Here is a 25835-nt window from a genome sequence, read left to right as displayed (position 1 = left end):
GCGCGTAGATATGCTGCTCTGGTGACTATGTCCACTCTTGCAGCCAACGCCCCCGGCGCCACGGGCGGCGGCCTCGCGGACGTCGCGGCGTCCGAGGCCACCTTGCGCCGTTTCCTGCACGGCCTGCCCGGGGTCGACCAGGTGGGCCTGGAGTCGCGGGCAGCGACTCTCGGCACCCGGTCGATCAAGACCACCGCGAAGGCCTTCGCCATCGATCTCGCGATCTCGATGATCGACCTGACCACGCTGGAGGGCGCGGACACGGTCGGCAAGGTCCGCTCGCTGTGCGCGAAGGGCCTGAACCCCGACCCGACCGACCGCACCGCCCCGCGCGTCGCGGCGATCTGCGTGTACCCGGACATGGTCGCCACCGCCAAGGACGCACTGCGCGGCAGTGACATCCAGGTGGCGTCCGTCGCCACCGCGTTCCCGTCCGGTCGCGCCGGGATGCCGGTGAAGCTGGCGGACACCGCCGAGGCGGTCGCCGCGGGCGCCGACGAGATCGACATGGTGATCGACCGGGGCGCGTTCCTCTCCGGCCGGTACCTGGAGGTCTTCGAGGAGATCCGCGCCGTCAAGGAGGCGTGCAGGCGCGCCGACGGCAGCTCCGCCCACCTGAAGGTGATCTTCGAGACCGGCGAGCTGCAGACGTACGACAACGTCCGCCGCGCGTCCTGGCTCGCGATGATCGCGGGCGCGGACTTCATCAAGACGTCCACCGGCAAGGTCGCGGTGAACGCCACTCCCCCGGTGACGCTGCTGATGCTGGAGGCGGTGCGGGACTTCCGCGCGGCCACCGGCACCCAGGTCGGCGTGAAGCCGGCCGGCGGCATCCGCACCACCAAGGACGCGATGAAGTACCTGGTGATGGTGAACGAGACGCTGGGCGACGACTGGCTGAGCCCGCACTGGTTCCGCTTCGGCGCGTCCAGCCTGCTGAACGACCTGCTGATGCAGCGCCAGAAGCTCCGCACCGGCCGGTACTCCGGTCCCGACTACGTGACGGTGGACTGACCACGATGGCGAAGACCGAAAAGAAGACCGCACAGCCCGTACAGCCCGCGAAGGCCTCCGGCCTGTTCGAGTACGCCCCCGCGCCGGAGTCCCCGGCCGCCGCGGGCGAGATCGCGACGTCCTACGGCCACTTCATCGGCGGCCGGTTCGTCGACTCCTCCGGCTCGGAGGCGCTGAAGACCGTCAACCCGGCGACCGAGCAGGTGCTCGCGGAGTTCGCGCAGGGCACCGAGGAGGACGTGGACCGTGCGGTGAAGGCCGCCCGGAAGGCGTTCGCCGACTGGTCGTCGCTGCCGGGCAGCGAGCGCGCCAAGTACCTGTTCCGGATCGCCCGGATCGTCCAGGAGCGCAGCCGTGAGCTGGCCGTCCTGGAGTCGATCGACAACGGCAAGCCGATCCGGGAGACCCGCGACGTCGACCTCCCGCTGGTCGCCGCGCACTTCTTCTACTACGCGGGCTGGGCCGACAAGCTGGACTACGCCGGCTTCGGGCCGAACCCGCGTCCGCTGGGCGTCGCCGCGCAGGTGATCCCGTGGAACTTCCCGCTGCTGATGCTGGCGTGGAAGGTCGCCCCGGCGCTGGCCACCGGCAACACGGTGGTGCTGAAGCCCGCCGAGACCACCCCGCTGACGGCTCTGCGGTTCGCCGACATCTGCCGCCAGGCGGGCCTGCCGGACGGCGTGGTGAACATCGTCACCGGCGACGGCCGCACCGGCGCCGCGCTGACCGCGCACCCGGACGTCAACAAGGTGGCGTTCACCGGCTCGACCCCGGTCGGCCGGGCGATCGCCAAGCAGATCGCCGGCACCCGCAAGAAGCTCTCGCTGGAGCTCGGCGGCAAGGCCGCGAACATCGTCTTCGACGACGCGCCGCTCGACCAGGCCGTCGAGGGCATCGTCAACGGCATCTTCTTCAACCAGGGCCACGTGTGCTGCGCGGGCAGCCGCCTGCTGGTGCAGGAGTCGATCCAGGACGAGCTGCTGGACGCGCTGAAGCGCCGGATGGGCACGCTGCGGGTCGGCGACCCGCTGGACAAGAACACCGACATCGGCGCGATCAACTCGGCCGCGCAGCTGGCCCGGATCACCGAGCTGGCCGCCGCGGGCGAGCAGGAGGGCGCCGAGCGCTGGGCGCCGGAGTGCGAACTGCCGGGCGCGGGCTACTGGTTCCGTCCGACGCTGTTCACCGGCGTCTCGCAGTCGCACCGGATCGCCCGCGAGGAGATCTTCGGGCCGGTGCTGTCGGTGCTGACCTTCCGTACCCCCGCCGAGGCGGTGGAGAAGGCCAACAACACCCCGTTCGGCCTGTCCGCGGGCATCTGGACGGAGAAGGGCTCGCGCATCCTGTGGACGGCGAACCGCCTCCGTGCGGGCGTGGTGTGGGCGAACACCTTCAACAAGTTCGACCCGACCTCGCCGTTCGGCGGGTACAAGGAGTCCGGTTACGGCCGCGAGGGCGGCCGCCACGGTCTGGAGCCCTACCTGAATGTCGAGGCCCTCGATGTCTGAGACTGCCATGCGGATCGAGGTCTTCAAGACCTACAAGCTGTACGTCGGCGGGAAGTTCCCGCGCTCGGAGAGCGGGCGGGTGTACGAGGTGACCGACACGAAGGACCAGTGGCTGGCCAACGCCCCGCTGGGCACCCGCAAGGACGCCCGGGACGCCGTGGTCGCGGCCCGCGCGGCCGTGAAGGGCTGGTCGGGCACCACCGCGTACAACCGCGGCCAGGTGCTGTACCGGGTGGCGGAGATGCTGCAGGGCCGCCGCGAGCAGTTCACCGCCGAGGTGGCGGCCGCCGAGGGCCTGGGCGCCAAGAAGGCGGCGGCGCTGGTGGACGCGGCGATCGACCGCTGGGTCTGGTACGCGGGCTGGACCGACAAGGTCGCGCAGATCGCGGGCGGCGCCAACCCGGTGGCCGGTCCGTTCTTCAACCTGTCCACCCCGGAGCCGACCGGCGTGGTCGGCGTGGTCGCGCCGCGGGCGGGCCACGGCTTCTCGCTGCTCGGCCTGGTGTCGGTGATCGCCCCGGCGATCGCCACCGGCAACACCGTGGTGGTGGCGGCCGCCGAGCAGGCTCCGCTGCCGGCCCTGTCGCTGGGCGAGGTGCTCGCCACCTCCGACGTGCCGGGCGGCGTGGTCAACCTGATCTCCGGCCGGACCGCGGACATCGCCCCCACGCTGGCCTCCCACCAGGACGTCAACGCCCTCGACCTGGCGGGCGCGATCGACCCGGAGGGCCCCGGCGCGGCGGCCGCCCTGGAGGCGGCGGCGGCGGATACATTGAAGCGAGTGGTCCGACCGGCCGCCGACCCGTCCGCCGCGGACTGGACGGCCTCCCCCGGCACCGGGCGACTGCTCTCCTTCCTGGAGACCAAGACGGTCTGGCACCCGATGGGCATCTAGCCCGGCCCGACCGGCCAACTCCACACAGACCGGCCGCCCTCAGCGCCCCTACCCCCCCGGGGGCCCGGGCGGCCGCGACGGGCCCGCACTTCTCCCCCCCCTGGTGCGGGCCCGTCCTCATGCCCTCCCGCCCGAATCCGGGCCGACCGGCGGGTTACGACCAGCCCGTCGGATGCGTCAGACTGGTATCTCGTGAGTGACTCCCCGCTGAACCGCCGACCGATATCCCGCGTCATCCTGCTGTCGGGCCCCTCGGGGTCGGGGAAGTCCTCGCTGGCCGAGCGCAGCGGCCTGCCGGTGCTGCAACTCGACGACTTCTACAAGGACGGCGACGACCCGACGCTGCCCCAACTCCCGGACGGCGGCGGCCCGGACTGGGACTCCCCGGACGCCTGGCACGGCGAGCAGGCCCTCGCGGCGATCCGGGCGCTGGCCTTCGACGGGCAGGCCGAGGTTCCGGTGTACTCGATCCCCGCCAACGGCCGCTCCGGCAGCCACACCCTCGTCCTGGACGGCGCGGCGGCCTTCGTCGCCGAGGGCATCTTCGCCGCCGAACTCGTCCGCCGCTGCCAGTCCGAGGGCCTGCTCGGCGACGCCCTCTGCCTGCGCAACAAGCCCTCCACCACGGCCTGGCGGCGCTTCCGCCGCGACGTCCGCGAGGGCCGCAAGTCCATCCCCTACCTGCTCCGCCGCGGCTGGCGCCTGATGCGCTCCGAACGCGGCATCGTCGCCCGCCAGGTCGAACTCGGCTCCTACGCCTGCTCGGGCGTCGAAGCCGGCCGCCGGATCGCCGCGGTGGCCCGCCAACTGCCCGCCGAGCTGGTCTGAGGGACGACGGGGATTCGACCGTGGACGAGCGCTGGCTGGTGGCGGGGCTGGGCAATCCGACCCGCCGGTACGCGGGGACGCGGCACAACGCGGGCTTCCTGGTGGCGGACCGGCTGGCCGAGCGCCACGGCGCCCGCTGGCGCGGGCTGACCACCCGCACCGCCTCGTTCGCACTGGACGGCCGCACCGTGCTGCTGGCCGAGCCGCAGTGGTCGATCAACCTGTCGGGCCGCCCGGTCGCGGCCCTGTTGCGCCGCCAACAGGTGCCGCTGGAACGGCTGTTGGTGGTCCAGGACGACCTGGACTTCCGGTTCGGCGCGGCCCGGCTGAAGCGCGGCGGCGGCCCGGGCGGCCACAACGGCGCCCGCTCGGTGCACAAGGCGCTGGGCACCGCCGACTACGCGCGGCTGCGGGTGGGCGTGGGCCGGCCGCCGAAGGGCACCCGGGTCGATCAGTGGGTGGTGGACCGCTTCTCGTCCGACGAGCAGGACCTGATGCCCGAGCTGCTGGACCGCTGCGCGGACGCCGTGGAGGCGTTCGTCCTGCGTGGCCTGAACCGTGCCCAGGACGTGCTGCACACCGCCGACCCGCACTGACCGCGCCGGTCAGTCCTGGTCCGGGAGGCGGCGGCGGACGGCCCACGGGAGGACGAACCAGAGGACGGTGAACAGCAGCGCGATCACGGCGGCGATCGGCACCGCGGCGGGGAACCCGAGGACCACGGAGAGGACCAGCAGGACGGCGCCGGTGAGGGCCATCGCCAGCAGGATCAGGCCGAGTTGGGCGATCCGGCGGGAGGCCTTCACGATCCGGGCCCGGTCGGGGTGGTGGTAGAGGCCGCGGTGCAGGGCGACGGGGGTGGCGAACACGCCGGCGGCGACCACCGACAGCAGCAGCACCACGACGTACAGGTCCTGCCGCACGTGGCCGAGGGTGGTGAAGCGCGGGGTGAAGGCGACGCCGAGCAGGAACGCGAAGACGATCTGCACGCCGGTCTGCAGCACCCGCAGTTCCTGGAGCATCTCCACCAGCCGCCGGTCGGCGCGGGCCTGCGAGGATTCCTCGTGGGGGTCGTTCATCCGGTCATTGTCGCGGGCGGCGGGGTGGGAAACGGCGGAGGCGGGGCCCCGGTGCCGTGTCTCCCCCGCACCGGGGTCCCGCCTTCGTCTGCGGTGCCGGACGGCCCCCGGCGGGCGCTCCCCCTGAGCGGTCCGCCGACGTCCGGCACCTTTTCCCCACCACCCGTCCCCCCGACGGGATTCCAGTCGGCTCAGGCGACCAGCTCGCCGAAGGCGTGCACGGTGTCGCCGGAGCGGTTGAGCTGCTCGTCGTCGCGCATCCGGCGCAGCGCGCGCCAGATGGAGCTCTTCACGGTGCCGACCGAGATGCCGAGGATGTCGGCGATCTCCGGGTCGGTGCGGCCCTCGTAGTAGCGCAGGACCAGCATGGTGCGCTGGTTCTCGGGCAGCTTGGCCAGCGCCTGCCAGAGGACGGTGCGCAGTTCGGTGCCGCCCATGGCGTCGGTGTCGCCGGCGTGCTCGGGGAGTTCCTCGGTCGGGTACTCGTTGACCTTGCGGCGGCGCCAGGCAGAGATGTGCAGGTTGGTCATGGTGCGGCGGAGGTAGCCGCCGACCGCGGCCTTGTCGGTGATCCGGCCCCACGCGCGGTAGGTGGAGAACAGTGCGGACTGCAGCAGGTCCTCGGCCTCGAAGCGGTCGCCGGTCAGGTGGTAGGCGGTGGCGTACAGGGAGGCGCGGCGCTCGCGCACGTACGCGGTGAACTCGGCGATGTCGCGTGCCTCGTCCTTCTCCGCGGCCGGGTGCTCCCCCTGCGCGCTTCCCTGGTCGGCCTGTTCCCCCCGGAACGTCTGCGGCGCGAGCCGCAGCATCCGCCCCCCGGCCGGGCCGGTGGCCCGGCCGCGGGTGGTGTCGCCGCCCCTGGTCCCCACAACCGGGCGGCGGGTTCCGGCGCTGTGTGCGCACCCCCGTACGAGTACGGCGCCGGCGTTCTCCTCCTCGTGGCGCGGCCGGTTGGTGCCCAGCACGGCTGCACGCGGCCCGGCGTTTCGGGTCGTCAGCGTTGCGGTCATCGGGCACCCCCATGGTCGGTACGAGCGGTTCCTTGCTTGTCGCCGCACCCGGGCCGGGGCCCGGGTCTTCCTCGCGGCGACATGGAAAATCCTGCCGGTCGCTCGTCATGGGGGTGTCCGGCGACTGTCACAGGGCTGTCACAAGCGCGCCCGTTCGGAAGCAGTCGTCGGCTCCGAGATGGCTGACGCCGGAGCGGCCCGGTCCGGTTCCCCCGTGCACGAGGATCACCCGGGTGGGTGCTTCCCGCGTCGGGGTGGGACACAATGACCTCCGTGTCTTACCTGCTTCTGATCGAGGACGACGACGCCATCCGCACCGGCCTCGAACTCGCCCTCACCCGCCAGGGTCACCGGGTCGCCTCCGCCGCGTCCGGCGAGGACGGTCTGCGCCTGTTCAAGGAGCAGCGTCCGGATCTGATCGTGCTCGACGTGATGCTGCCCGGTATCGACGGTTTCGAGGTGTGCCGGCGGATCCGGCGCACCGACCAGCTGCCGATCATCCTGTTGACAGCGCGCTCGGACGACATCGACGTCGTGGTCGGCCTGGAGTCCGGGGCCGACGACTACGTGGTGAAGCCGGTGCAGCCGCGGGTGCTGGACGCCCGGATCCGGGCCGTGCTGCGGCGCGGCGAGCGGGAGAGTTCGGACTCGGCGGCGTACGGCGGTCTGGTGATCGACCGTTCGGCGATGACCGTGACCAAGGACGGCCAGGACCTCCAGCTGACCCCGACCGAGTTGCGGCTGCTGCTGGAGCTGAGCCGCCGCCCGGGGCAGGCGCTGTCCCGCCAGCAGCTGCTGCGGCTGGTGTGGGAGCACGACTACCTGGGCGACTCCCGCCTGGTGGACGCGTGCGTGCAGCGGCTGCGGGCGAAGGTCGAGGACGTGCCGTCCGCGCCGACCCTGATCCGTACCGTCCGCGGCGTCGGCTACCGTCTGGACCCGCCCGCGTGACGTCCTCCTTCTGTCTGGTGAGCCTTTTTTGACCGAGCATCAGTCCGTGCCGCGCCGTGCCCGTTCGGTGTCCTGGCGTCGGCTCAGTTCGTTGCGGGTCCGGCTGATCGCGGTGTTCGCCGCGGTCGCTCTGGTCACCGCCGTGTCCGCGTCCGGGATCGCCTACTGGTTGAACCGGGACGCGGTGCTGAAGCGCGCCCAGAACGCCTCGCTGAACGACTTCCGGGGTGCGCTGACCCGCACCGTGTCGCAGCTGCCGCTGCATCCGACCTGCCAGGACCTGTCGGCGCTGGCGGTGCAGGTGGCGAGTTCGGGTCTGGCGTACGACGTGGTGGTGGTCGACGAGTCGCTGCCGGACTGCGTCGCGTCCTCCGATCCGATCGCGTTCACCGTCAAGCAGGTGCCGCCGGCGCTGGTCGCGGCGGTCAACAAGCCGCGCGAGACCGGCCCGGGCAACCCGTACGCGTACCACCTGTACTGGCAGCGGGTGAACCTGGCCGGGCCGTACGTGGTCGGCGGGACGAAGGTGGCGCCGGACGGGCCGACGGCGTACATGTTCAAGTCGTTGCAGAACGAGCGCGCCGACCTGAACACCCTCGGCTGGTCGCTGGCGATCGCGACGCTGCTGGCGCTGGTCGGCTCGGCGCTGCTCGCGCAGGGCGCCTCGGCGACGGTGCTGAAGCCGGTGCGCCGGCTCGGCGACGCCGCGCGGCGGCTCGGCGAGGGCAAGCTCGACACCCGGCTGGACGTCGAGGGCAATGACGAACTCGCCGATCTGGCACGGACGTTCAACCGCACCGCGGAGTCGCTGTCGGAGCAGGTCGCGGAGTTGAGCGCGCGCGAGGCGCAGTCCCGGCGGTTCGTCGCCGACATGTCGCACGAGCTGCGCACCCCGCTGACCGCGATGACCGCCGTGACCGACATCCTGGAGGACGAGGCCGACTCGCTCGACCCGATGATCGAGCCGGCGGTGCGGATCGTGGTCTCGGAGACCCGGCGGCTGTCCGACCTGGTGGAGAACCTGATGGAGGTGACCCGGTTCGACGCGGGCACCGCCAGGCTGGTCGCCGACGAGGTCGACATGGCCGACCTGATCATGTCCTGCATCGACGGCCGGGCCTGGTACGACGCGGTCGAACTGGACGCCCCGCGCGGCATCCTGGCCGTCGTCGACCCGCGCCGACTGGACGTGGTGTTCGCCAACCTGATCGGCAACGCGCTGAAGCACGGCGGCTCCCCGGTGAAGGTCAAGGTCCGCCAGGACGACGACGCCGGCACCGTGGTGGTGCAGGTCTCCGACGGCGGCCCGGGCATCCCGGAGGACGTGCTGCCGCACGTCTTCGACCGCTTCTACAAGGCCGACAAGGGCCGGGCCCGGTCCGAGGGCAGCGGCCTGGGCCTGTCCATCGCCGAGGCCAACGCCCTGATCCACGGCGGCACCATCGCCGCCGCCAACCACCCGGAGGGCGGCGCCGTGTTCACCCTCACCCTGCCGCTCGTCCAACCGCCCGCCCCCGGCCCGGAAGAAGCACGATGACCTCCCGCCGCCGCCTCCGCGCCGTCGCCCTGCTGGCCGGCTCGACGGCCCTGCTCACCGGCTGCGGCATCCGCCCCACCGCGGTGCCGGTCGACGCCGGTGCGCCCGCCAGCCGTACCGCCTGCCCGACGCCGGTGCTGATGCCGGTGGCCCCGGCCACCGCGTCGGTCGCCCCCACTCCGCCGGCCGCGCCGACGGCGTCCGGGAAGGCCAAGGTCCCGGCCTCGCCGAGTCCGTCGCCGTCGGCCGCGCCGTCCGAGGCGGCCTCGGCGCCCGGGGTGTTCGGCGCGCCGTCGGCGAGCCACTGCCCCTGATCCCACCCGCCCGGCGGAACCGCCCCCGGTACGGCGCGCGTCCCTCGGAATGTGCACATCACTGCGCGAACCGACGACCCGACGGCGCCGTACCGGCAACGGACGACAGCCCGGGTGCTGCTGACCCTCCACCTGCTGGCCCTCGGCTGGCTGGCGCTCCGCCCGGTCAGCGCCCCCTGGACCGGGCCGCCCAACCTCACCCCGTTCGCCACCGTGCACCAGGACCTGGCCGTCGGCGGTCTCACCGCCGCCCGCCGGCTCGCCGCGGGCCTGCTCCCGCTGGCCCCCGTCGGCATCCTGCTCCCGCTCGCCGTCGGCACTCCGCGCCGGGCGTGGTGGCTGTCCTTCCTGCGCACCACCGGCGCGGTCGCGCTGCTCGCCACCGCCCTGGAGTTCCTGGAGGGCTGGGCGCCGGGCAACGTCCTCAACGTGGACGACATCCTGCTCGGCACCGTCGGCGCGACCGCCACCCACCTGCTGCTGATGCCCCCGCTGCGCGCCCTCGCGACCCGCCGGCCGGCCGGGGCGCCGCGTGCCGTGACGCCGCCGCGCCAGGAGAACCCCAAGGAGCGGACCCAGGCGCCCGCGCGGCCGGCTCCGGCGCCCATCCTGGGCAGCGGCCGGGTCCAGCCCTTCCGGTAGGCGCTGTCGCCGTCCCGCGCGCCCAGCGGCACGCGTACGGCGGCGCGGGTCACCTTCCCCCGCACCGCCGCCGTTCCACTGCTGTGCGCCGCTACTCCGGGATCACTTGAGGATCGGGGCGCCGTCGATGACCCCCGACGTCGGCGGCACCGGCTCCACCGGGCGGTCGAAGTCGCTGTAGGTCATGTCGACCTTGGTCGGCGTGCTGCTCGTGGTCGACAGCAGGTAGGCCGGGCCCTCGGAGGCGACGACGAACTCGGTGCCGTCGGCCGTCTTGAACGCCTGGCCCTTCACGCCCTTGACGTCCTTGGCGCCGCCCGGGGTGGCGGTCACCTCCGCGCCGGCGTTGGACAGGCCGCCGGTGGCCAGGATCTGGAGGCCGGTCTCGCAGAAGCCGGTGAGCTGCTTGGCCGTCGTGTTGTCGGCCGCGATCTTCATCGTCTTGCCGCCGAGCTTCTGCACGCTCTTGCCGAACTCGCCGTCCGGCGTCAGCCAGGTCGTGCCGCCCTTGCGGACGAACTCGATCCGGTCCTGGTCGCCGGGGTGTATCCACCCGATGCAGTTGCCGTCCCGGTCCTCGAACGCCTCGCCGGTCATCGGCTTGCCGTCGACGTCCACCGTGAAGGTGACCCGGACCGACTTGACCTTGGTCGCGGCCTCGCGGGACTGCTTCAGCAGCTCCTTCGGCTCCGGCGTCGGCGACGAAGAGGTGGAGGCCGAGGCGGGGGCAGCGGGGGCGGACCCGGCCGCCTTGTCCTTCGCGTCGTCCTTCGGCCCGCAGGCCACCATGCCGGAGCCCAGCAGCACCGACAGTGCGGCCGCAGCGGCCGCCCGCCGTCCGTTGTTCATCAAGTCCCTGTACCTATCCATGTGCTCACCGTCGGTCGCGCGAATGCGCGGCCTGCGGAGAATATATTCGAAATGACCATGTCATTATCGGGGCATCAGTTTCGGGCACGACCCTCGGTCGTCGTCACGCTGCGGCACGGCTCCCCTCCCCCGAGAGCCGCCGGTGCGCGGGTACGAGAAATCCCCCTGCTCCCCCGAACAATCAATCACATGATTGTTTCATTTTACCAACCCTGACCACCAGTCAATTCCACGAGCACGCCTCGCCTTCGCCCCTGTCACCGCCCCTTCATCAGCGGCTTGGGCCCTCCGAACAGCGGGCCGCCGTCGACGACTTCGGAGGGCGGCGGCACGACGACCTGGAACGGGCGGTCGAAGTCGCCGAACCTCACCTCGACGCGGGCCGGCCTGGTGGCCGACATCGACAGCAGGTACGGCCGGCCCTCGGCGGCGATGACGAGTTCGGTGTCCGCGGTGACGCCGGCTGACTTGAAGGCCGCGGCCTTCACTCCGTCGACCTCCCGATCCGGGTGCCGCCCTCCTTGGTCCAGCCGACGCAGTTGCCGTCCCGGTCCGTGGAGGCCTCGCCGGTCAGCTCGCCGCCGTCGGCCCGGTCCGTCCGGAACGCGGCCCGGACCGAGCGGACCTCGGCCGCCGCCGCCCGGGACTCCCGCAGCAGGTCCGAGCCCCGGGCGCTCGCGGACACCACGGGCGCCACGGACGCCACCGCCCGTTCGTCCGTGCCGCGGACCGGGCCGCAGCCCGCCAGCGCGGTGCTCAGCAGCACCGACAGTGCGGCCGCGGCGGCCGCCCGATTCCCGTGAATCGACAAATCCCTACAACCATCTATTCGCTCACGATCGACTGCCCCGATGCGCGGCCGACGCATTCCGCCCCGGGGCCGTGCATGCCACCGACCAGGGGTCAGCCCTCGAAGTCGTCGCCCGCGTCCTCGCTGTCGGCCGGATCGTCCCCAAGGTCCTGGACCTGGTCGGCGGGCGGCGGGGTGACCGTCACCGGGGCGCCGTAGTCACGGAAGAGAATGGTGGCCTTGTCGCCGCGGACGGTCAGTTCCGCGCGCAGCAGGTACGGCTCGCCCTCGGTGGCGACGGCGATCCGCATCGCCGAACCGGTGTCGGTCTCGGGGACCAGGGCGAGTTCGTCGGCGGGGTCACCGGCGACGAAGCGCAGGATCACCGCCGGGACGCCGTTGATCCGGGTGCTGCCCTCACTGATCCACCCGCCGGTCCGGTTGGAGCTCGCCATGTCACCGAGCGTCTGCGGCATCGTGAGGGCCAGCTCGCAGTAGCTGTTCATCTGGTCCGCCGACCTGCCCCGGCCGGTCATCCACTTGTCGGCCGCCCCGCCGGTGCTGCGGGAGTTCTCCATCCTCATCCAGGACTGCTCGCCCTTGCGCACGATGTGGATCTGCTGGAGTTGGCCGCTCGCGCCCTCCTCGACCGGGTCGCCAGCGGCGATCTCCGTGGCGCAGTCGCCGCTCCGGGCGACGGAGGTGGTGATGAGGTCGGTGCTCCCGCCCTGCTCCATCCGGAAGGTCATCCGCACGGAGGGCGCCTTGTCCCCGGCCGCCTTCGTCCTGGCAAGGATCTCCTGGCCGGAGAGTCCGGCCAGGCCGTTCTGCGCGTTCGAGCCCGAGTGGTCGTCCGACCCGCAGGCGGTCATTCCCGCCATGGCGAGGACGGTCAGGGCTATGGCGGCCGGGAGCCGGTTCGCACGCATAGGAACTCCCCCATGTTCAGCGGAAGAAAATCAAATCGCGTGAGTGTGTCACTGCTTCGACCCCGACCACCAGTCAGTTCTGCCCCTTCACCACGCCTTTGCCCGTGTTTGCCCGGAAGAAGAAGGGTGTGACGGTGCCCGGCGTCCGCTCAGCGCGGCGGGTCGAGGACGATCCGGCGGCCGCTCGCGTCGGCGATCGCGTCGGCGGGCGGCGGGGCGACGTCCACCGGCTCGCCGAAGGCGTCGAAGCGCATCGCGACGGCGCTGTCGCCGGTCTCGTCCACCGACAGCAGGTACGGCGGCCCGTCGGCGGCGATCGCCACCGTCCCGAACCGGGCGTGCTCGCCCCCGCCGCCGGACCGGAAGGCGAGGAACACCGCCGGGGCCCCGCTCACCGGCCGGACGCCCGTCGTGGTCCACTCGGTGGCCTCGTCGGCCGGCTTGAACGGTCCGCCGGCGGTCGCCGTCCCGAACACCAGGTCGCAGTAGCCGCCGTAGCGCCGGCCGAGCTCGCCGGTGCCGGCCAGCCACTTGTCGGCGAGGTCGGGCCCGGCGTCCGGCAGCAGCTGCGGGAGCATCGCGGCGGACGGCTTCACCCACACCGTGCCGCCCTGGCGCAGCACCTCCGCCTCGACGCCGCCCTCGGACACCGTCCCGGTGCAGTCGCCGTTCCGGGCGACGGAGAGCGAGTACTCCACGGTTCCGGACTCCTGCTTCGTCCGGACGGTGCCGCGCAGCGAGGCCACGTCGGCGCCCGCCCCGCGGGCCTTGTCCAGGATCTCTCCGGCCGTCAGTGCCTCCAGCCCGTTGTCCGGCACGGCCGCCGGGTCGCTCTCGTCGGCCCGGTCCGGTTCGCAGGACGCCACCGAGACCACCCCGGCCATCCCCAGCACGACCAGCCCCGCCAGCACGGCCCTGGCCGGCCACTGTCGCCTCGTCCGCATCGCTCTCGCCCCTCGCTCGTTCCCCCGTGAACCCGGTGGCGCGAGTGTCCCAGCCGATCGCGCGGCGACCCGAAACGGGTCGCTACCCGGCTTTCCGGCGGCCAACCTCGGGGTCCGCCCCGGAGCCGACCCCGAGATCCGGATCCGCCCGGACGGGGAGCGCCTCCGGGTCCGAATCCGCATCGCGACGGACGGAAAACCGCTGGTCCCGGCGCGAGGATGGAGTCAGCCCGGTCGGACCGCCCGACCCGGGAGCACTCCCTCGGAGGAGAAGATGAGCGCCCTTGCCCGTCCCCGTCACAACCGCGTCATCGGCGGCGTCTGCGCCGGTATCGCCCAGCGCTTCGGCCTGACCCCGTGGACGGTCCGGGCCATCTTCCTGGCCTCCTGCCTGCTGCCCGGCCCGCAGTTCCTGATCTACCTGGCGCTCTGGGTGCTGCTCCCCCAGGAGCCGTGACCGGCCCGCGTCGCCCCCGACGCCCGCCGCCCTCCGCCGCCCATGACGAAGGGGCCGCCCCGCAGTGCGGGACGGCCCCTTCGGCCGTGTGCGGGCCGCGTCAGCCGACGGGCAGGGCCGGCAGGCCCGGGGCCGCTCCGCTGGTCGGGGAGAGGCTGGTCAGCGTGCTGAGCACGCCGCCGACCGGGGTCTTGGCCAGACCCGCGCCGCCGGGAACGGCGTCCAGCCCGCCGATCCGATGGGCGGCCTCGGGAGCGACGCCCTGCGCGTCGACACCGGCCGGGCCGACCTGCTCGGCGACCGGGCCGGCCTGCTCCGTGCCGTGGGCCGGGGCGGCGGCCTGCGCCGGGGCGCCGGCGGCCGGGTTGAGCGCGCCGGTCACGGTGCCGAGCTGGTCGGCGCCGGGCAGCTTGCTCACGGCGCCGGTGGCGGCACCCGTCACGCCCGGGTTGGTGAGCGCGCCGGTCGGCAGCCCGAGGCCGCCGGGGGCGACCGGCGCGGCCGAGGCGGTGCCTGCGGCGACGACGGCGGCGACGACGCCGAGCACGGCGGTGCCGGCGGCCTTCAGAGTGGCCTGCTTCATGTGTGCGTCCTCAGTCCTGGTCGGGCCGGTGCGGGGTCGGACGCCAGGGGGATTCAGGGCGCGGCCGTCACACCGAGTCAGCAGTGACCGGCCCACCGTAGTGAGAACGGAGCGCGTGGTTCAAAATCGGGCCACTCCCCCGAGTGATAAGTCCGACCATCTCCACGGACATTGACGGCGTGTCGTCGTGTCGGCGCGTGTCGGCGCGTGCCGACGTGTGCCGCCGCCTGCCGCCGCCTGTCGGCACGTGTCAGTCGCGCGGGCCGAACAGCCACTCGGCCTTGAGCTCCGCGTACCCGGGCTTGATCACGTCGCTGATCATCGCCAGCCGCTCGTCGAACGGCAGGAACGCCGACTTCATGGCATTGACGGTGAACCACTCCAGGTCGCCCAGCGTGTAGCCGAACGCCTCCACCAGGTGTCCGAACTCGCGGCTCATGCTGGTGCCGCTCATCAGCCGGTTGTCGGTGTTGACGGTGACCCGGAACTTCAGCTCCGCCAGCAGCCCGATCGGGTGCTCGGCGTACGACGACGCCGCGCCGGTCTGCAGGTTCGAGGTCGGGCACATCTCCAGCGGCACCCGCTTGTCGCGCACGTACGCGGCCAGCCGGCCCAGCTCCACCCGGCCGTCCTCGCCGACCGTGATGTCGTCCACGATCCGCACGCCGTGACCGAGCCGGTCCGCGCCGCAGCACTGCACCGCCTCCCAGATCGACGGCAGACCGAAGGCCTCGCCGGCGTGGATGGTGAAGTGGTTGTTCTCGCCCTTCAGGTAGTCGAACGCCGCCTGGTGCCGGGTGGGCGGGTAGCCCGCCTCCGCACCCGCGATGTCGAACCCGACGACCCCGGCGTCCCGGTGACGGTTCGCCAGCTCGGCGATCTCCAGCGAGCGGGCCGCGTGCCGCATCGCGGTCAGCAGCGTCCCCACCCGGATCCGGTGGCCGCGTGCCCGGGCGTTCGCCTCGCCCAGCCGGAAGCCCTCGTTGACGGCCTCCACCACCTCGTCCAGCGTCAGCCCCGCCTCCAGGTGCTGCTCCGGCGCGTACCGCACCTCGGCGTACACCACGCCGTCCGCCGCCAGGTCCTCCGCACAGTCCGCGGCCACCCGGACCAGCGCGTCCCGGGTCTGCATCACCGCGCACGTGTGCGCGAACGTCTCCAGGTACCGCACCAGCGACCCGGAGTCCGCCGCCTCCCGGAACCACAGCCCGAGCTGCTTCGGGTCCGTGGTCGGCAGGCCCTCGTACCCGCAGTCGGCGGCCAGTTCGACGATGGTCTCCGGCCGCAACCCACCGTCCAGGTGGTCGTGCAGCAGGACCTTGGGGGCGCGGGCGATCTGCTCCGCCGTGGGAATGCGCGGGGCCGTGGTGCCCGCGAGAGTGATCTGCTTCTCCATTGCCGGAGCATAGCGCCTACGCGCGTAGATCGCCTACCGCCACACGCTGCGCCACCCCGAACGAACAACTCGCCCACCACACCCGCCCGGTGGCCCGCCCTCCGCCGCGAAGCGGAACCCCCACGCGGCCGAAGGCCCACCCCGGCACCCCTGCGCCGCGAAGCGGAACCCCCACCCAGCCGTGGCCGAGGCTGCCGCCCCGACGCGACAACGCAAACGGCGACAGCAAGGACGTGCTGGCCGCCGGGCGCAGCCCCGATGGCGTGCTCCCCCACCTTCCGCCGCGTAGCGGAACCCCCGCCCAGCCGTGGGCGAGCATGGCGCCCCGGCGCGACAGGCAACAGCAAGGACGCGCCGGGCGAAGCCCGAAGGCCCACTCCCCCGCCCTCCGCCGCGAAGCGGAACCCACGCGGCCGAAGGCCCACCCCGCACCCCTGCGCCGCGAAGCGGAACCCGCCCAGCCGCGGGCCAGGATGCCGCCCTGGCGTAACGGCGACAGCAAGGACACGCCGGGGCGAAGCCCGAAGGCCCACTCCCCCGCCCTCCGCCGCGAAGCGGAACCCACGCGGCCCGCGCCGCGGAGCGCGGGGCTCTCGTTCAGTCGTGGGCCAGGATGCTGCCCCGGCGCGAGAGCACGAAGTCGCGGAAGGCGGCGGACGGCGGTGTCAGAGGACGTGTCGCGTGCCAGGCGAGGCCGATGGCGCGGCGGGTGCGGGGGGCGGTGACTTCGAGTTCGACGACGCCCGGGCGGGGCACGAGGGCGGGTGGGAGGAGGGCGACGCCGAGGCCGGCGGCGACCAGGCCGCGGAGGGTTTCGACCTCCTCGCCCTCGAAGGCGATCCGCGGGGTGAAGCCGGCCTCCGCGCAGAAGCCCTCCATGATGTGGCGCAGTCCGTAGCCTTCCTCGACGGTCACCCAGGGTTCGTCGGCGACCTCGGCGAGGCGGATGCGGCGGCGGGCTGCCAGCCGGTGGTCGGCGGGGACGGTCAGGTAGAGGCGCTGTTCGTCGAGCGGACGGGCCGTCAGGTCCGGCGCGTCGGGCAGCGGGGAGACCAGGCAGAGGTCCAACTCCCCGGCGCGCAGCCGTTCCAGCATCGCCGCGACGTAGTCCTGCACCAGCTGGAAGCGGACCTGTGGGTGCCCGGCCCGGAACCCCCGGAGCAGCGCGGGCACCGCGTCCGTCCCCATGGTGTGGAGGAAGCCGAACGCGACCCGCCCCGCCGCCGGGTCGGCCTCCGCCCGCGCCGCCTCCGCGCCGCGTTCGACCTCGGCGAGCGCGCGTTCGACGGCGTCCAGCAGCAGCCGTCCGGCCCGGGTGAGGCGGACGGTGCGGCCCTGGCGGGCGAGCAGGTCGACGCCGAGCTGTGCCTCCAGGCGGGCGACGGCGCGGGAGAGGGTGGGTTGCGGCATGCCGAGGAGCTGTGCGGCCCGGGTGACGTGTTCGAGTCGGGCGACCGCCGCGAACTCCGCCAACTGCGGTGCGAGGCGCGTCACATCGGTGTCCGGACCGAGTTCGGCGAGGCGGACCGGCGCGGAGCTGCTCTCATGCGTCACGGCATGAATCATCTCGCATTCATGCATTGGACGCATCAGGCCGCGCCGCCATAGCGTCATTGCCATGCAGCCTGCCAGTACCGAGGCGTCCGCGCCCGCCCCTGTCCCCGAAGCCGTTTCCGACCTGCGCCTGCGCCCCGGAAGCCGGGACTTCCGCCGCGCCAACCTCGCCCTGTTCGCGGCGGGTGTCGCCACCTTCGTCCTGCTGTACTCCACGCAGGGCCTGCTGCCGGTGCTCTCCGCCGACCTCGACCTGACGCCCGGCCAGGCCAGCTGGACGGCCTCCGCGTCCACGCTGGGTCTCGCGCTCGCCCTGCTGCCCGCCAGCGCCCTCTCCGACCGGTACGGGCGCACCGCCGTGATGACGGCGTCCACGCTGGCCGCCGCGCTGCTCGCCCTCGCGCTGCCGTTCGCCCCGGACCTCACCACGCTGGTGGTCCTGCGGGCCGTCCAGGGCGCGGCGCTGGCGGGGCTCCCGGCCACCGCGATGGCGTATCTCGCGGAGGAGGTGCACCCGGCGGCGCTGGCCTCCGCGATGGGCCTGTACGTGGCCGGCAACTCGATCGGCGGGATGGGCGGACGCCTGGTCTCGGGCTGGGCCGCGGCCGCGTGGGGCTGGCGCGCGGGGCTGGCCGTCTCGGCGGTCCTCGCGCTGCTGGCGGTGCTCGCGTTCCGGCTGCTGATCCCCCGGGCCAAGCACTTCCGGCGGACGCCGGTGAACGCCCGGGAGCTGGCGGCGACTGTCGCCGGGCACCTGCGCAACCCGCTGCTGGTGCGGCTGTACGCGCTCGGCATGCTGTTCATGGCGGTCTTCGGCGCGGTCTACAACACCGTCGGGTACCGGCTGGTCTCGGCGCCGTTCCACCTGCCGGAGTCGGTCGCGGCGTCGATCTTCGTGGTCTACCTGGTCGGCACGGCGTCCTCCGCCTCGGCCGGCCGGCTGACCGCCCGCTGGGGCCGGCGCGGCACCCTCTACCTGGCGATCTCCACCACCACGGCAGGTCTGCTGCTCTCCCTCGCGAACTCGCTGTTCTGCGCGATCCTCGGCCTGGTCCTGATCACCGCGGGCTTCTTCGCCGGCCACGCGACGGCGTCCTCCTCGGTCGGCCGCACCGCCACCACCGGCCGTGCCCAGGCCTCCGCGCTCTACCTGATCGCCTACTACCTCGGCAACAGCCTCGGCGGCACGATCGGCGCCGACGCCTACCACTCCACCGGCTGGCCGGGCACCGCCACCGTCGCCCTCACCGCCATGGCCTGCGCGGCCGGCGTGACGCTGTACGCCACCCACCGCGCCACGGCCGCCCGGCGGGCGGTGGCCGTCGATACGCTCCGGGCATGAGCGTCGACCCTGCCGTGTTCGGCAGGCTCCGCGAGATCGCCGACCAGCTTCCGCAGGTGCCGGGCACAGGAAAGATCGAGATCGCGGACGGCCAGATCGTCGTGACGATGTCGCCGGTGAGCCGCCACGAGCTCGCCGTCGTCCGCATCGCCCGCCAGCTCAACGACCAGCTTCCGCAGACCCACCCCGGCCACCTCGCCCACGGCGGCGCGGACCTGGTGGATCCCGTCCGAGGCCGACTCCGCAACCCCGACATCATGGTCTTCCCCGAGGAGGCCCTGAACGACGAGGAAGCCGCGCTGCTCCCTCATCAGGTCCTCCTGGTCGTGGAGATCGTCTCGGCGTCCAACCCGGAGAACGACTACCTGATCAAGGTCCGCGACTACTCGGCCATGGGTATCCCGACCTATCTGCTCGTCGATCCCCGAAAGGGCACCGGCATCGTCCATGACGAGCCCGAGTACGCCAGCCGCGAGCACTTCGTGTTCGGCGACACCATCACCGTCGGCCCCTGGACCCTCGACACCGGCGTCCTGCGCACGTACACCGCGGGCTAGGCCGCCGGAGGCCCGAAGCGGACGGCGGCGGCCGGACCCGGCGCCAGGTGGATGTCGAGCTCGGACTCCAGCGCGGCGGCCAGCCGGTGCAGCAGCGGCAGGGTGGGCACGGTGTCCCCGCCCTCGATCACCTCGACCTGGGCCTCCGTCAGCCCGGCCCGCCGGGCCAGCTCGGCCAGCGACAGCCCGAGCGCGGTCCGGCGGTCGTACACCGCCTGCCCGAGAGCCATCGCATAGCGGATCTCCAGCCGCAGCGCAGCGACCTCCGGATCCTCCACCTGCGGCTCCCCCAGGAGGGCTCGGGTGCGGGCGGTCTTCCACTGCGAGTGGTTCATCGAATGTCGCCTTTCGTGACCGCGCGGCCGAATTCCTCGTGCGCGGGCAGGTGCTCCGCCTGACAGATCTTCTGTGCCCACAGCGCCCGCGTGACTTCTGCAGTCTCTCGCATCCTGGTCTTGGAGAACACTGTCAGCAGGACGATCCGCTGCTCGGGGGCAAGCCAGTAGGTGACTCTCGTCGCCGCCCCGGCCAGGCCGAACCGCAGTTCCCGCACCGGGCCGCCGAGGTGGCGCGAGTAGGGTTCGCCAAGCGTCGTCGGCCGTTCGGCCAGCACATCAACGGCCTCTTCGGCCTTGGCATACAGCCGGGCCGGCAGAGCGGAGAGCCATTCACGGATGTCCGGCTCGATCTCAATGAGGTAGCGCGCTCCATACACGCGGCGCAGCGTAGCGTGACCGCGCCGCGCGCACGGAGTCGTATGACCTACGCGATCCGGTCGAGGACGATCGGGGCCGGGGTGTAGGTGGTGCCGGTGGGGGCGACGGTGATGGCGTCGGTGAGGGCTTCCAGGGCGTAGGGGAAGCGCTCGGGGGTGTCGGTGTGGAGGGTGAGGAGGGGCTGGCCGGCGGTGACGGTGTCGCCGGGCTTGGCGTGGAGTTCGACGCCGGCGCCGGCCTGGACGGGGTCCTCCTTGCGGGCGCGGCCGGCGCCGAGGCGCCAGGCGGCGACGCCGACGGCGTAGGCGTCGAGGGTGGTGAGGACGCCGGTGGCGGGGGCGGGGAGGACGTGGGTCTCGCGGGCGACCGGGAGGGGGGCGTCGACGTCGCCGCCCTGGGCGGTGATCATGCGGCGCCAGTGGTCCATCGCGGAGCCGTCGCGCAGCGCGTCGGCCGGGTCCTTGCCGTGGACGCCCGCGGCGGCGAGCATCTCGCGGGCGAGGGCGAGGGTGAGTTCGACGACGTCGGCGGGGCCGCCGCCGGCCAGCACCTCCAGCGACTCGCGGACTTCGAGCGCGTTGCCGGCGGTGAGGCCGAGCGGGGTGGACATGTCGGTGAGCAGGGCGACCGTGGCGACGCCGGCGGAGCGGCCCAACCCGACCATGGTGCGGGCGAGTTCGCGGGCGTCGTCGAGGTTCTTCATGAACGCGCCGGAGCCGACCTTGACGTCCAGGACGAGCGCGCCGGTGCCTTCGGCGATCTTCTTGGACATGATCGAGGAGGCGATCAGCGGGATGGCCTCGACGGTGCCGGTGACGTCGCGCAGGGCGTAGAGCTTCTTGTCGGCGGGGGCGAGGCCGTCGCCGGCGGCGCAGATCACGGCGCCGCAGCCGTGCAGCACGGAGAGCATCTCGTCGTTGGAGAGCAGGGCGCGCCAGCCGGGGATGGATTCGAGCTTGTCGAGGGTGCCGCCGGTGTGGCCGAGGCCGCGGCCGGAGAGCTGCGGGACGGCGGCGCCGCAGGCGGCGACCAGGGGGGCGAGCGGGAGGGTGATCTTGTCGCCGACGCCGCCGGTGGAGTGCTTGTCGGCGGTGGGGACGCCGAGCGAGGAGAAGTCCATGCGCTCGCCGGAGCGGATCATGGCGTCGGTCCAGCGGCTGATCTCCCGGGCCGTCATGCCGTTGAGCAGGATGGCCATGGCCAGGGCGGACATCTGCTCGTCGGCGACCTCGCCGCGGGTGTAGGCGTCGATGACCCAGTCGATCTGGGGGTCGGTCAGCTCGCCCCGGTCGCGCTTGGCCCGGATGACGGAGATGGCGTCCATGCAGGTGCTCCAGAGAGGTGTGAAATGCGAAGAGTGCCGCGGGATGTCCTCCCGCGACACTCTACGCGCGTAACAATGTGATCAGCCAGCAGAAACTACAGCTTGTCCGGGCCGAACGCGTCCGGCAGGACCTCGCTCATCGGCCGTACCCCGGAAGGCAGTTCGACCAGCAGGTCCGGTCCGCCGTGCTCGAAGAGCAGCTGGCGGCAGCGCCCGCACGGCATCAGCAGCTCGCCGGCCCCGTCCACGCAGGTGAACGCGACCAGTCGGCCGCCGCCCGTGGCGTGCAGCGCGGAGACCAGGCCGCACTCGGCGCACAGGCCGAGGCCGTAGGAGGCGTTCTCCACGTTGCAGCCGGTGACGGTGCGGCCGTCGTCGACCAGCGCGGCCGCGCCGACCGGGTACTTGCTGTAGGGGGCGTACGCGTGGCGCATCGCCTCGCGGGCCGCGACGCGCAGCGCCTCCCAGTCCACGGTCGTCACTTGGCCTGTCCCTTGCGGTAGATCTGGCCGTCGGCCTTGGGCATCCGCAGCCGCTGGGCGGCCAGCGCGAGCACCACCAGGGTGATCACGTACGGGGTGGCGACGATCAGCGGGCGCTGGACGGCGTCGGTGGTGGCGTACCAGAGGGCGACGCCGCCGGCCACCACGATGCTGATCGCGCCGGCGGTGAACTTGCGGCGGTAGAACTGCCAGAGCGCGAGCAGCGCCATCGCGATGGCGACCACCAGCAGCAACACGTGCACCGAGTCGGCGTCGCGCAGCTGGAGGCTGTCGGTGAAGCCGAACAGGCCCGCGCCGGCGGCCAGGCCGCCCGGCATCCAGTTGCCGAAGATCATCGCGGCGAGGCCGATGAAGCCGCGGCCCTGGGTCTGACCGTCCCGGTAGAAGTGCGCGGCGACCAGCGAGAGGTACGCGCCGCCGAGGCCCGCGAAGGCGCCGGAGGAGATCACCGCGAGGTACTTGTACTTGTAGACGTTGACGCCCAGCGACTCGGCGGCGGTCGGGTTCTCGCCGCAGGAGCGCAGCCGCAGGCCGAACACGGTGCGCCAGAGCACGAAGTAGCTGGCGACCAGGAACGCGCCCGCGATCAGGGTGACCACGGAGAGTTCGGTGGTCAGGCCGCGGAGGATGCCGGCCACGTCGGAGACCAGGAACCAGTGGTGCTGCTCGATGTCGCCCAGCCAGCCCGACAGGCCGGGGACGGTGAAGGTGGGCAGCGACTCGGCGGGCGGCGACTGGTTCGCACCGGCGCCGTCGACCACGTAGTCCTTGTAGTAGATCCGGTTGACGTACGCGCAGATGCCGGGCACCAGCAGGTTGATGCCGACGCCGGAGACGATGTGGTCGACGCCGAAGGTGACGGTGATCAGCGCGTGCAGCAGGCCGCCGAGCGCGCCGCCCGCCATGCCGGCCAGCAGGCCGACCCACGGGTTGACCAGGAAGCCGGCCCAGGCGCCGCAGAAGGTGCCGGCCACCATCATGCCTTCGAGGCCGATGTTGACCACGCCCGCGCGCTCGGCCCACAGGCCGCCGAGGCCGGCCATCGCGATCGGGACGGCGGAGGACAGCGCGGCGCCGATCTGACCCGAGGAGGTCAGTCCGTGGTTGCCGGTGATCGCGCCGACGGCGGCGAACAGCACCAGGGCGCCCGCGATCAGCAGCAGCACCACCGGCCAGGTCAGCTTGGACTTCTTCTTGGCCGGCGCGGCGGGCGACTTCGGCTTCGCGACAGCGGTGGTCATGCCGCCACCTCCTTCTGGTCCTTCGGGGCGGCGGCCGCGGCAGCCTGCGCGGCGAGCTCGGCGCCGACCTTCTGCTGCTGGCGCTTGAGGCCGAAGCGGCGCACCAGTTCGTAGGCCACGACGACGCAGATGACGATGGTGCCCTGGATCACCGGGATGATCTCGGCCGGGAAGTCGCCCCGGGTGGGCAGCTGGGCGCCGGAGGCGTCCAGGAAGGCGAACAGCAGCGCGGAGAACGCGATGCCGATCGGGGAGTTGCGGCCGAGCAGCGCCACCGAGATGCCGATGAAGCCGAGGCCGGTCTGCACGTTCTGCCCGAAGTACGGGGTGTTCTGCATCAGTTCGGGCAGGCCGACCAGGCCGGCCAGCGCACCGGACACCACGATCGAGGTGATCACCATGCGCTTGACGTTGACGCCGGACGCCTTGGCGGCGCTCTCCGAGCGGCCGGTGGCGCGCAGGTCGAAGCCGAACCGGGTGCGGTTCAGGGTGAAGTGGAAGACCACGCCGACCAGCGCCGCGATCACGATGAAGCCCCACAGGGTGCCGCCCTGGGTCTCGATCGCGAAGAAGTGGCTGGACTCGGAGATCTTCGCGGTCTGGATCGAGTTGGTGACGCCGCTGGTCTTCGGCGCGAGGATGCCGGGCACCAGCAGCACGCCGATCACGGCGGTGGCGATGGCGTTCAGCATGATGGTCGAGATGACCTCGCTGACGCCCCGGTAGACCTTCAGCAGACCGGCGATCGACGCCCACAGGCCGCCGACGAACATCGCGACGATCAGCATCAGCGGGATCTGCAGGAAGGCCGGCAGGTCGATCTGGGTGCCGACGAACGCCGCGAACATCATGGCCAGCTTGTACTGGCCCTCGATGCCGATGTTGAAGAGGTTCATCCGGAACCCGAACGCGGCGGCGGCCGCGGCCAGGTAGTACACGGTCGCCTTGTTCAGGACGGCGACCTGGCCGTCCGACGCGGTGCCGTAGTCCCACATGATCTTGAAGGCGCTGAACGGGTCGCGGCCGGAGGTCGCCAGCAGCGTGCCGGCGATGATCACCGACAGCAGTACGGCCAGCACGGGGGCGGCCAGGCCGAGGCCGATCCGCTCCAGGTCGAACCGCTGCGAACGCGGCCGGCCGGCCGTTCCCGCAGCCGGGGGGTTGGGACTGGTCATGTGGCTACTCCCCCGCCTGGACGTGGTCGGCGGTGTCGGTGGACGGAACCCGGTCGGAGACGATGTTGCCGGTCGCGGCGCCCGTCATCGCGGTGCCGAGGTCCTCGGCGGTGACGGTGGCCGGGTCGGCGTCGGCGACCAGCGCGCCGCGGTAGATCACCCGGATGGTGTCGGACAGGCCGATCAGCTCGTCCAGGTCGGCGGAGATCAGCAGCACCGCCAGGCCCTCGCGCTGCGCGGAGCGGATCTGCGCCCAGATCTGCGCCTGCGCGCCGACGTCCACACCGCGGGTCGGGTGGGCGGCGATCAGCAGCTTCGGCCGGTGGCTCATCTCGCGGCCGATGATCAGCTTCTGCTGGTTGCCGCCGGACAGCGACGCCGCGGTGACCTCGATGCCGGGGGTGCGGACGTCGTACTCCTCGACGATCCGCTGGGTGTCGGCGCGGGCGCCGGCCGGGTCGAGCAGCGCGCCCTTGGAGTTGGGACGCTCGGTCACGTGGCCGAGGATCCGGTTCTCCCAGAGCGGGGCCTCCAGCAGCAGGCCGTGCCGGTGCCGGTCCTCCGGGATGTAGCCGATGCCGGCCTCCCGGCGGGCCCGGGTCCGGGCGCCGGTCAGGTCGGCGCCGTCCAGCGTGACGGCGCCGCCGTCCGGCGACAGCATGCCCATGATGGCCTCGACCAGTTCGGCCTGGCCGTTGCCCTCGACACCGGCGATGCCGAGGATCTCGCCCTTGTGGATGCGCAGCGAGATGTCGTCCAGCACCACGCGCTCGACGCCCTCGGCGTCCGGCTTGGCGATCCGCAGGCCCTCGACGCGGAGCATCTCCACGTCGGTGACGGTGGACTCGCGGCTCTCCGGGGAGGGCAGTTCGGCGCCGACCATCAGCTCGGCCAGCTGGCGGGCGGTGACGGCCTTCGGGTCGGCGTCGCCGACCGTGGTGCCGCGGCGGATCACGCTGATCGCGTCGGCCACCGACAGCACCTCGTGCAGCTTGTGCGAGATGAAGATGACGGTGACGCCCTCGGCCTTGAGCTCGCGCAGGTTGTCGAACAGCGCGTCGACCTCCTGCGGGACCAGGACCGCGGTGGGCTCGTCCAGGATCAGGATCCGGGCGCCGCGGTACAGCACCTTGAGGATCTCCACGCGCTGCCGGTCGGCCACGCCGAGGTCCTCGACCAGCGCGTCCGGCTTCACGCCGAGGCCGTACTGGTCGGAGATCTCGCGGATCTTCGCCTTCGCCTTCGCGCCGATGCCGTACAGCTTCTCGCTGCCCAGGACGATGTTCTCCCAGACGGTGAGGTTGTCGGCCAGCATGAAGTGCTGGTGCACCATGCCGATGCCGCGGGCGATCGCGTCACCCGGGGTGGCGAAGGACACCTGCTCGCCGTTGATGGCGATGGTGCCCTCGTCCGGCTTCTGCATCCCGTAGAGGATCTTCATCAGGGTGGACTTGCCGGCGCCGTTCTCGCCCATCAGGGCGTGCACGGTGCCGCGTCGCACGGTGATGTCGATGTCGTGGTTGGCCACCACGCCGGGGAAGCGCTTGGTGATGCCGCGCAGTTCGACGGCCGGTGTCGCCGTCCCCGCGCTGGGGGTGCCGCCGGGAGAGGCGGAGTCGGAGGGGGTGATGGCGATCTCCTGCTGATCGTCGGGCGCTTCGTTGCGCTGGAGGCTC

General features: G+C 72.6%; 29 protein-coding genes. 12 read left to right on the top strand and 17 right to left on the bottom strand.

The genetic code is table 11. The annotated features are described in order from the left end of the window. Positions 1 to 27 precede the first annotated feature (27 nt). The 5 genes from deoC to pth all read left to right on the top strand — a co-directional run bounded on the left by deoC (position 28) and on the right by pth (position 4841). Positions 28 to 1014: a deoxyribose-phosphate aldolase gene (deoC, locus tag ACFV4P_RS21925; protein WP_380473467.1), complete on the top strand. Its 987-nt coding sequence runs from the start codon at positions 28 to 30 to the stop codon at positions 1012 to 1014. A 5-nt stretch (positions 1015 to 1019) separates the two neighbouring features. Then, positions 1020 to 2522, top strand: a complete 1503-nt coding sequence (locus ACFV4P_RS21920; RefSeq protein WP_380473465.1) for an aldehyde dehydrogenase family protein — start codon at positions 1020 to 1022, stop codon at positions 2520 to 2522. Further along, a complete protein-coding gene (locus ACFV4P_RS21915) occupies positions 2515 to 3417 on the top strand; it encodes an aldehyde dehydrogenase family protein (protein ID WP_380473463.1) in 903 nt (300 codons plus the stop codon). Before ACFV4P_RS21920 ends, ACFV4P_RS21915 begins: the two co-directional genes overlap by 8 nt. Before the next feature lie 192 nt (positions 3418 to 3609). Continuing rightward, on the top strand, positions 3610 to 4245 hold the full coding sequence (locus tag ACFV4P_RS21910) for an ATP-binding protein (RefSeq protein WP_380473461.1): 636 nt from the start codon (positions 3610 to 3612) through the stop codon (positions 4243 to 4245). Positions 4246 to 4265: 20 nt separating this feature from the next. Further along, positions 4266 to 4841, top strand: coding sequence for an aminoacyl-tRNA hydrolase (gene pth / locus ACFV4P_RS21905; RefSeq protein ID WP_380473459.1), 576 nt, complete (start codon positions 4266 to 4268; stop codon positions 4839 to 4841). A 9-nt stretch (positions 4842 to 4850) separates the two neighbouring features. Here pth and ACFV4P_RS21900 read toward each other — a convergent pair whose 3' ends face one another. Both ACFV4P_RS21900 and ACFV4P_RS21895 read right to left on the bottom strand, forming a co-directional pair. After that, on the bottom strand, positions 4851 to 5324 hold the full coding sequence (locus ACFV4P_RS21900) for a DUF6328 family protein (RefSeq protein WP_380473457.1): 474 nt from the start codon (positions 5322 to 5324) through the stop codon (positions 4851 to 4853). Positions 5325 to 5515: 191 nt separating this feature from the next. Beyond that, positions 5516 to 6334 (bottom strand): SigE family RNA polymerase sigma factor, encoded by an 819-nt coding sequence (locus ACFV4P_RS21895; protein ID WP_380473455.1) that lies wholly within the window; start codon positions 6332 to 6334, stop codon positions 5516 to 5518. Positions 6335 to 6607: 273 nt separating this feature from the next. Here ACFV4P_RS21895 and ACFV4P_RS21890 point away from each other — a divergent pair, with 273 nt between their 5' ends. The 4 genes from ACFV4P_RS21890 to ACFV4P_RS21875 all read left to right on the top strand — a co-directional run bounded on the left by ACFV4P_RS21890 (position 6608) and on the right by ACFV4P_RS21875 (position 9778). Next, the gene (locus ACFV4P_RS21890; protein WP_143200035.1) at positions 6608 to 7285 is read left to right on the top strand and encodes a response regulator transcription factor; all 678 of its coding nucleotides are present in this window, start codon (positions 6608 to 6610) and stop codon (positions 7283 to 7285) included. 46 nt (positions 7286 to 7331) lie between these two features. Then, positions 7332 to 8822: an ATP-binding protein gene (locus tag ACFV4P_RS21885; protein WP_380473453.1), complete on the top strand. Its 1491-nt coding sequence runs from the start codon at positions 7332 to 7334 to the stop codon at positions 8820 to 8822. After that, the gene (locus tag ACFV4P_RS21880) at positions 8819 to 9136 is read left to right on the top strand and encodes a hypothetical protein (RefSeq protein WP_380473451.1); all 318 of its coding nucleotides are present in this window, start codon (positions 8819 to 8821) and stop codon (positions 9134 to 9136) included. Before ACFV4P_RS21885 ends, ACFV4P_RS21880 begins: the two co-directional genes overlap by 4 nt. Before the next feature lie 114 nt (positions 9137 to 9250). Next, positions 9251 to 9778, top strand: a complete 528-nt coding sequence (locus ACFV4P_RS21875) for a VanZ family protein (RefSeq protein WP_380473449.1) — start codon at positions 9251 to 9253, stop codon at positions 9776 to 9778. A gap of 102 nt (positions 9779 to 9880) precedes the next feature. Here the strand turns inward: ACFV4P_RS21875 and ACFV4P_RS21870 are convergent, their stop codons facing one another. The 5 genes from ACFV4P_RS21870 to ACFV4P_RS21850 form a co-directional block, all read right to left on the bottom strand. Beyond that, on the bottom strand, positions 9881 to 10627 hold the full coding sequence (locus ACFV4P_RS21870; RefSeq protein WP_380473447.1) for a hypothetical protein: 747 nt from the start codon (positions 10625 to 10627) through the stop codon (positions 9881 to 9883). Between the two features lie 278 nt (positions 10628 to 10905). Further along, positions 10906 to 11136 carry a hypothetical protein gene (locus ACFV4P_RS21865; RefSeq protein ID WP_380473445.1) on the bottom strand — a complete coding sequence of 77 codons (231 nt, stop codon included), beginning with the start codon at positions 11134 to 11136 and terminating at the stop codon, positions 10906 to 10908. Further along, entirely contained in the window at positions 11133 to 11459 is a 327-nt protein-coding gene (locus tag ACFV4P_RS21860) for a hypothetical protein (protein WP_380473443.1), read from the bottom strand. The genes ACFV4P_RS21865 and ACFV4P_RS21860 overlap by 4 nt, the downstream gene beginning before the upstream one ends. Before the next feature lie 92 nt (positions 11460 to 11551). Beyond that, positions 11552 to 12367: a hypothetical protein gene (locus ACFV4P_RS21855; protein WP_380473441.1), complete on the bottom strand. Its 816-nt coding sequence runs from the start codon at positions 12365 to 12367 to the stop codon at positions 11552 to 11554. Positions 12368 to 12516: 149 nt separating this feature from the next. Next, positions 12517 to 13311, bottom strand: a complete 795-nt coding sequence (locus tag ACFV4P_RS21850; RefSeq protein ID WP_380473439.1) for a hypothetical protein — start codon at positions 13309 to 13311, stop codon at positions 12517 to 12519. 274 nt (positions 13312 to 13585) lie between these two features. Between ACFV4P_RS21850 and ACFV4P_RS21845 the strand changes: the two genes are divergently transcribed. Next, complete coding sequence (locus ACFV4P_RS21845) at positions 13586 to 13768, top strand: PspC domain-containing protein (protein ID WP_073808100.1); 183 nt, start codon at positions 13586 to 13588, stop codon at positions 13766 to 13768. 100 nt (positions 13769 to 13868) lie between these two features. Here the strand turns inward: ACFV4P_RS21845 and ACFV4P_RS21840 are convergent, their stop codons facing one another. From ACFV4P_RS21840 to ACFV4P_RS21830, 3 genes are all read right to left on the bottom strand, one after another. Further along, positions 13869 to 14351, bottom strand: coding sequence for a hypothetical protein (locus ACFV4P_RS21840; protein ID WP_380473437.1), 483 nt, complete (start codon positions 14349 to 14351; stop codon positions 13869 to 13871). Between the two features lie 250 nt (positions 14352 to 14601). After that, on the bottom strand, positions 14602 to 15747 hold the full coding sequence (locus tag ACFV4P_RS21835) for an adenosine deaminase (RefSeq protein ID WP_380473435.1): 1146 nt from the start codon (positions 15745 to 15747) through the stop codon (positions 14602 to 14604). Between the two features lie 597 nt (positions 15748 to 16344). Beyond that, entirely contained in the window at positions 16345 to 17301 is a 957-nt protein-coding gene (locus ACFV4P_RS21830) for a LysR family transcriptional regulator (protein ID WP_380473433.1), read from the bottom strand. 64 nt (positions 17302 to 17365) lie between these two features. Between ACFV4P_RS21830 and ACFV4P_RS21825 the strand changes: the two genes are divergently transcribed. Both ACFV4P_RS21825 and ACFV4P_RS21820 read left to right on the top strand, forming a co-directional pair. Continuing rightward, a complete protein-coding gene (locus ACFV4P_RS21825) occupies positions 17366 to 18643 on the top strand; it encodes an MFS transporter (protein WP_380473431.1) in 1278 nt (425 codons plus the stop codon). Continuing rightward, positions 18640 to 19200, top strand: a complete 561-nt coding sequence (locus tag ACFV4P_RS21820) for a Uma2 family endonuclease (protein WP_380473429.1) — start codon at positions 18640 to 18642, stop codon at positions 19198 to 19200. Before ACFV4P_RS21825 ends, ACFV4P_RS21820 begins: the two co-directional genes overlap by 4 nt. Here ACFV4P_RS21820 and ACFV4P_RS21815 read toward each other — a convergent pair. The 7 genes from ACFV4P_RS21815 to ACFV4P_RS21785 all read right to left on the bottom strand — a co-directional run bounded on the left by ACFV4P_RS21815 (position 19197) and on the right by ACFV4P_RS21785 (position 25789). Next, on the bottom strand, positions 19197 to 19535 hold the full coding sequence (locus ACFV4P_RS21815) for a helix-turn-helix domain-containing protein (RefSeq protein WP_380473427.1): 339 nt from the start codon (positions 19533 to 19535) through the stop codon (positions 19197 to 19199). The genes ACFV4P_RS21820 and ACFV4P_RS21815 overlap by 4 nt on opposite strands. After that, positions 19532 to 19915: a type II toxin-antitoxin system RelE/ParE family toxin gene (locus tag ACFV4P_RS21810; protein WP_380473425.1), complete on the bottom strand. Its 384-nt coding sequence runs from the start codon at positions 19913 to 19915 to the stop codon at positions 19532 to 19534. The genes ACFV4P_RS21815 and ACFV4P_RS21810 overlap by 4 nt, the downstream gene beginning before the upstream one ends. 47 nt (positions 19916 to 19962) lie before the next feature. Next, the gene (locus tag ACFV4P_RS21805) at positions 19963 to 21240 is read right to left on the bottom strand and encodes a thymidine phosphorylase (RefSeq protein WP_380473423.1); all 1278 of its coding nucleotides are present in this window, start codon (positions 21238 to 21240) and stop codon (positions 19963 to 19965) included. 95 nt (positions 21241 to 21335) lie between these two features. Beyond that, positions 21336 to 21722: a cytidine deaminase gene (locus ACFV4P_RS21800; protein WP_073808091.1), complete on the bottom strand. Its 387-nt coding sequence runs from the start codon at positions 21720 to 21722 to the stop codon at positions 21336 to 21338. Beyond that, positions 21719 to 22984: an ABC transporter permease gene (locus ACFV4P_RS21795; protein WP_380473421.1), complete on the bottom strand. Its 1266-nt coding sequence runs from the start codon at positions 22982 to 22984 to the stop codon at positions 21719 to 21721. The genes ACFV4P_RS21800 and ACFV4P_RS21795 overlap by 4 nt, the downstream gene beginning before the upstream one ends. Then, entirely contained in the window at positions 22981 to 24159 is a 1179-nt protein-coding gene (locus ACFV4P_RS21790) for an ABC transporter permease (RefSeq protein WP_073808088.1), read from the bottom strand. Before ACFV4P_RS21790 ends, ACFV4P_RS21795 begins: the two co-directional genes overlap by 4 nt. 4 nt (positions 24160 to 24163) lie before the next feature. Further along, positions 24164 to 25789: an ABC transporter ATP-binding protein gene (locus ACFV4P_RS21785; RefSeq protein ID WP_380473597.1), complete on the bottom strand. Its 1626-nt coding sequence runs from the start codon at positions 25787 to 25789 to the stop codon at positions 24164 to 24166. Positions 25790 to 25835 lie beyond the last annotated feature (46 nt).

Origin of the sequence: Kitasatospora sp. NPDC059795, assembly GCF_042732175.1 — a bacterium.
Classification (GTDB): Bacteria; Actinomycetota; Actinomycetes; order Streptomycetales; family Streptomycetaceae; genus Kitasatospora.
This window is presented reverse-complemented; position numbering and strand designations above follow the sequence as displayed.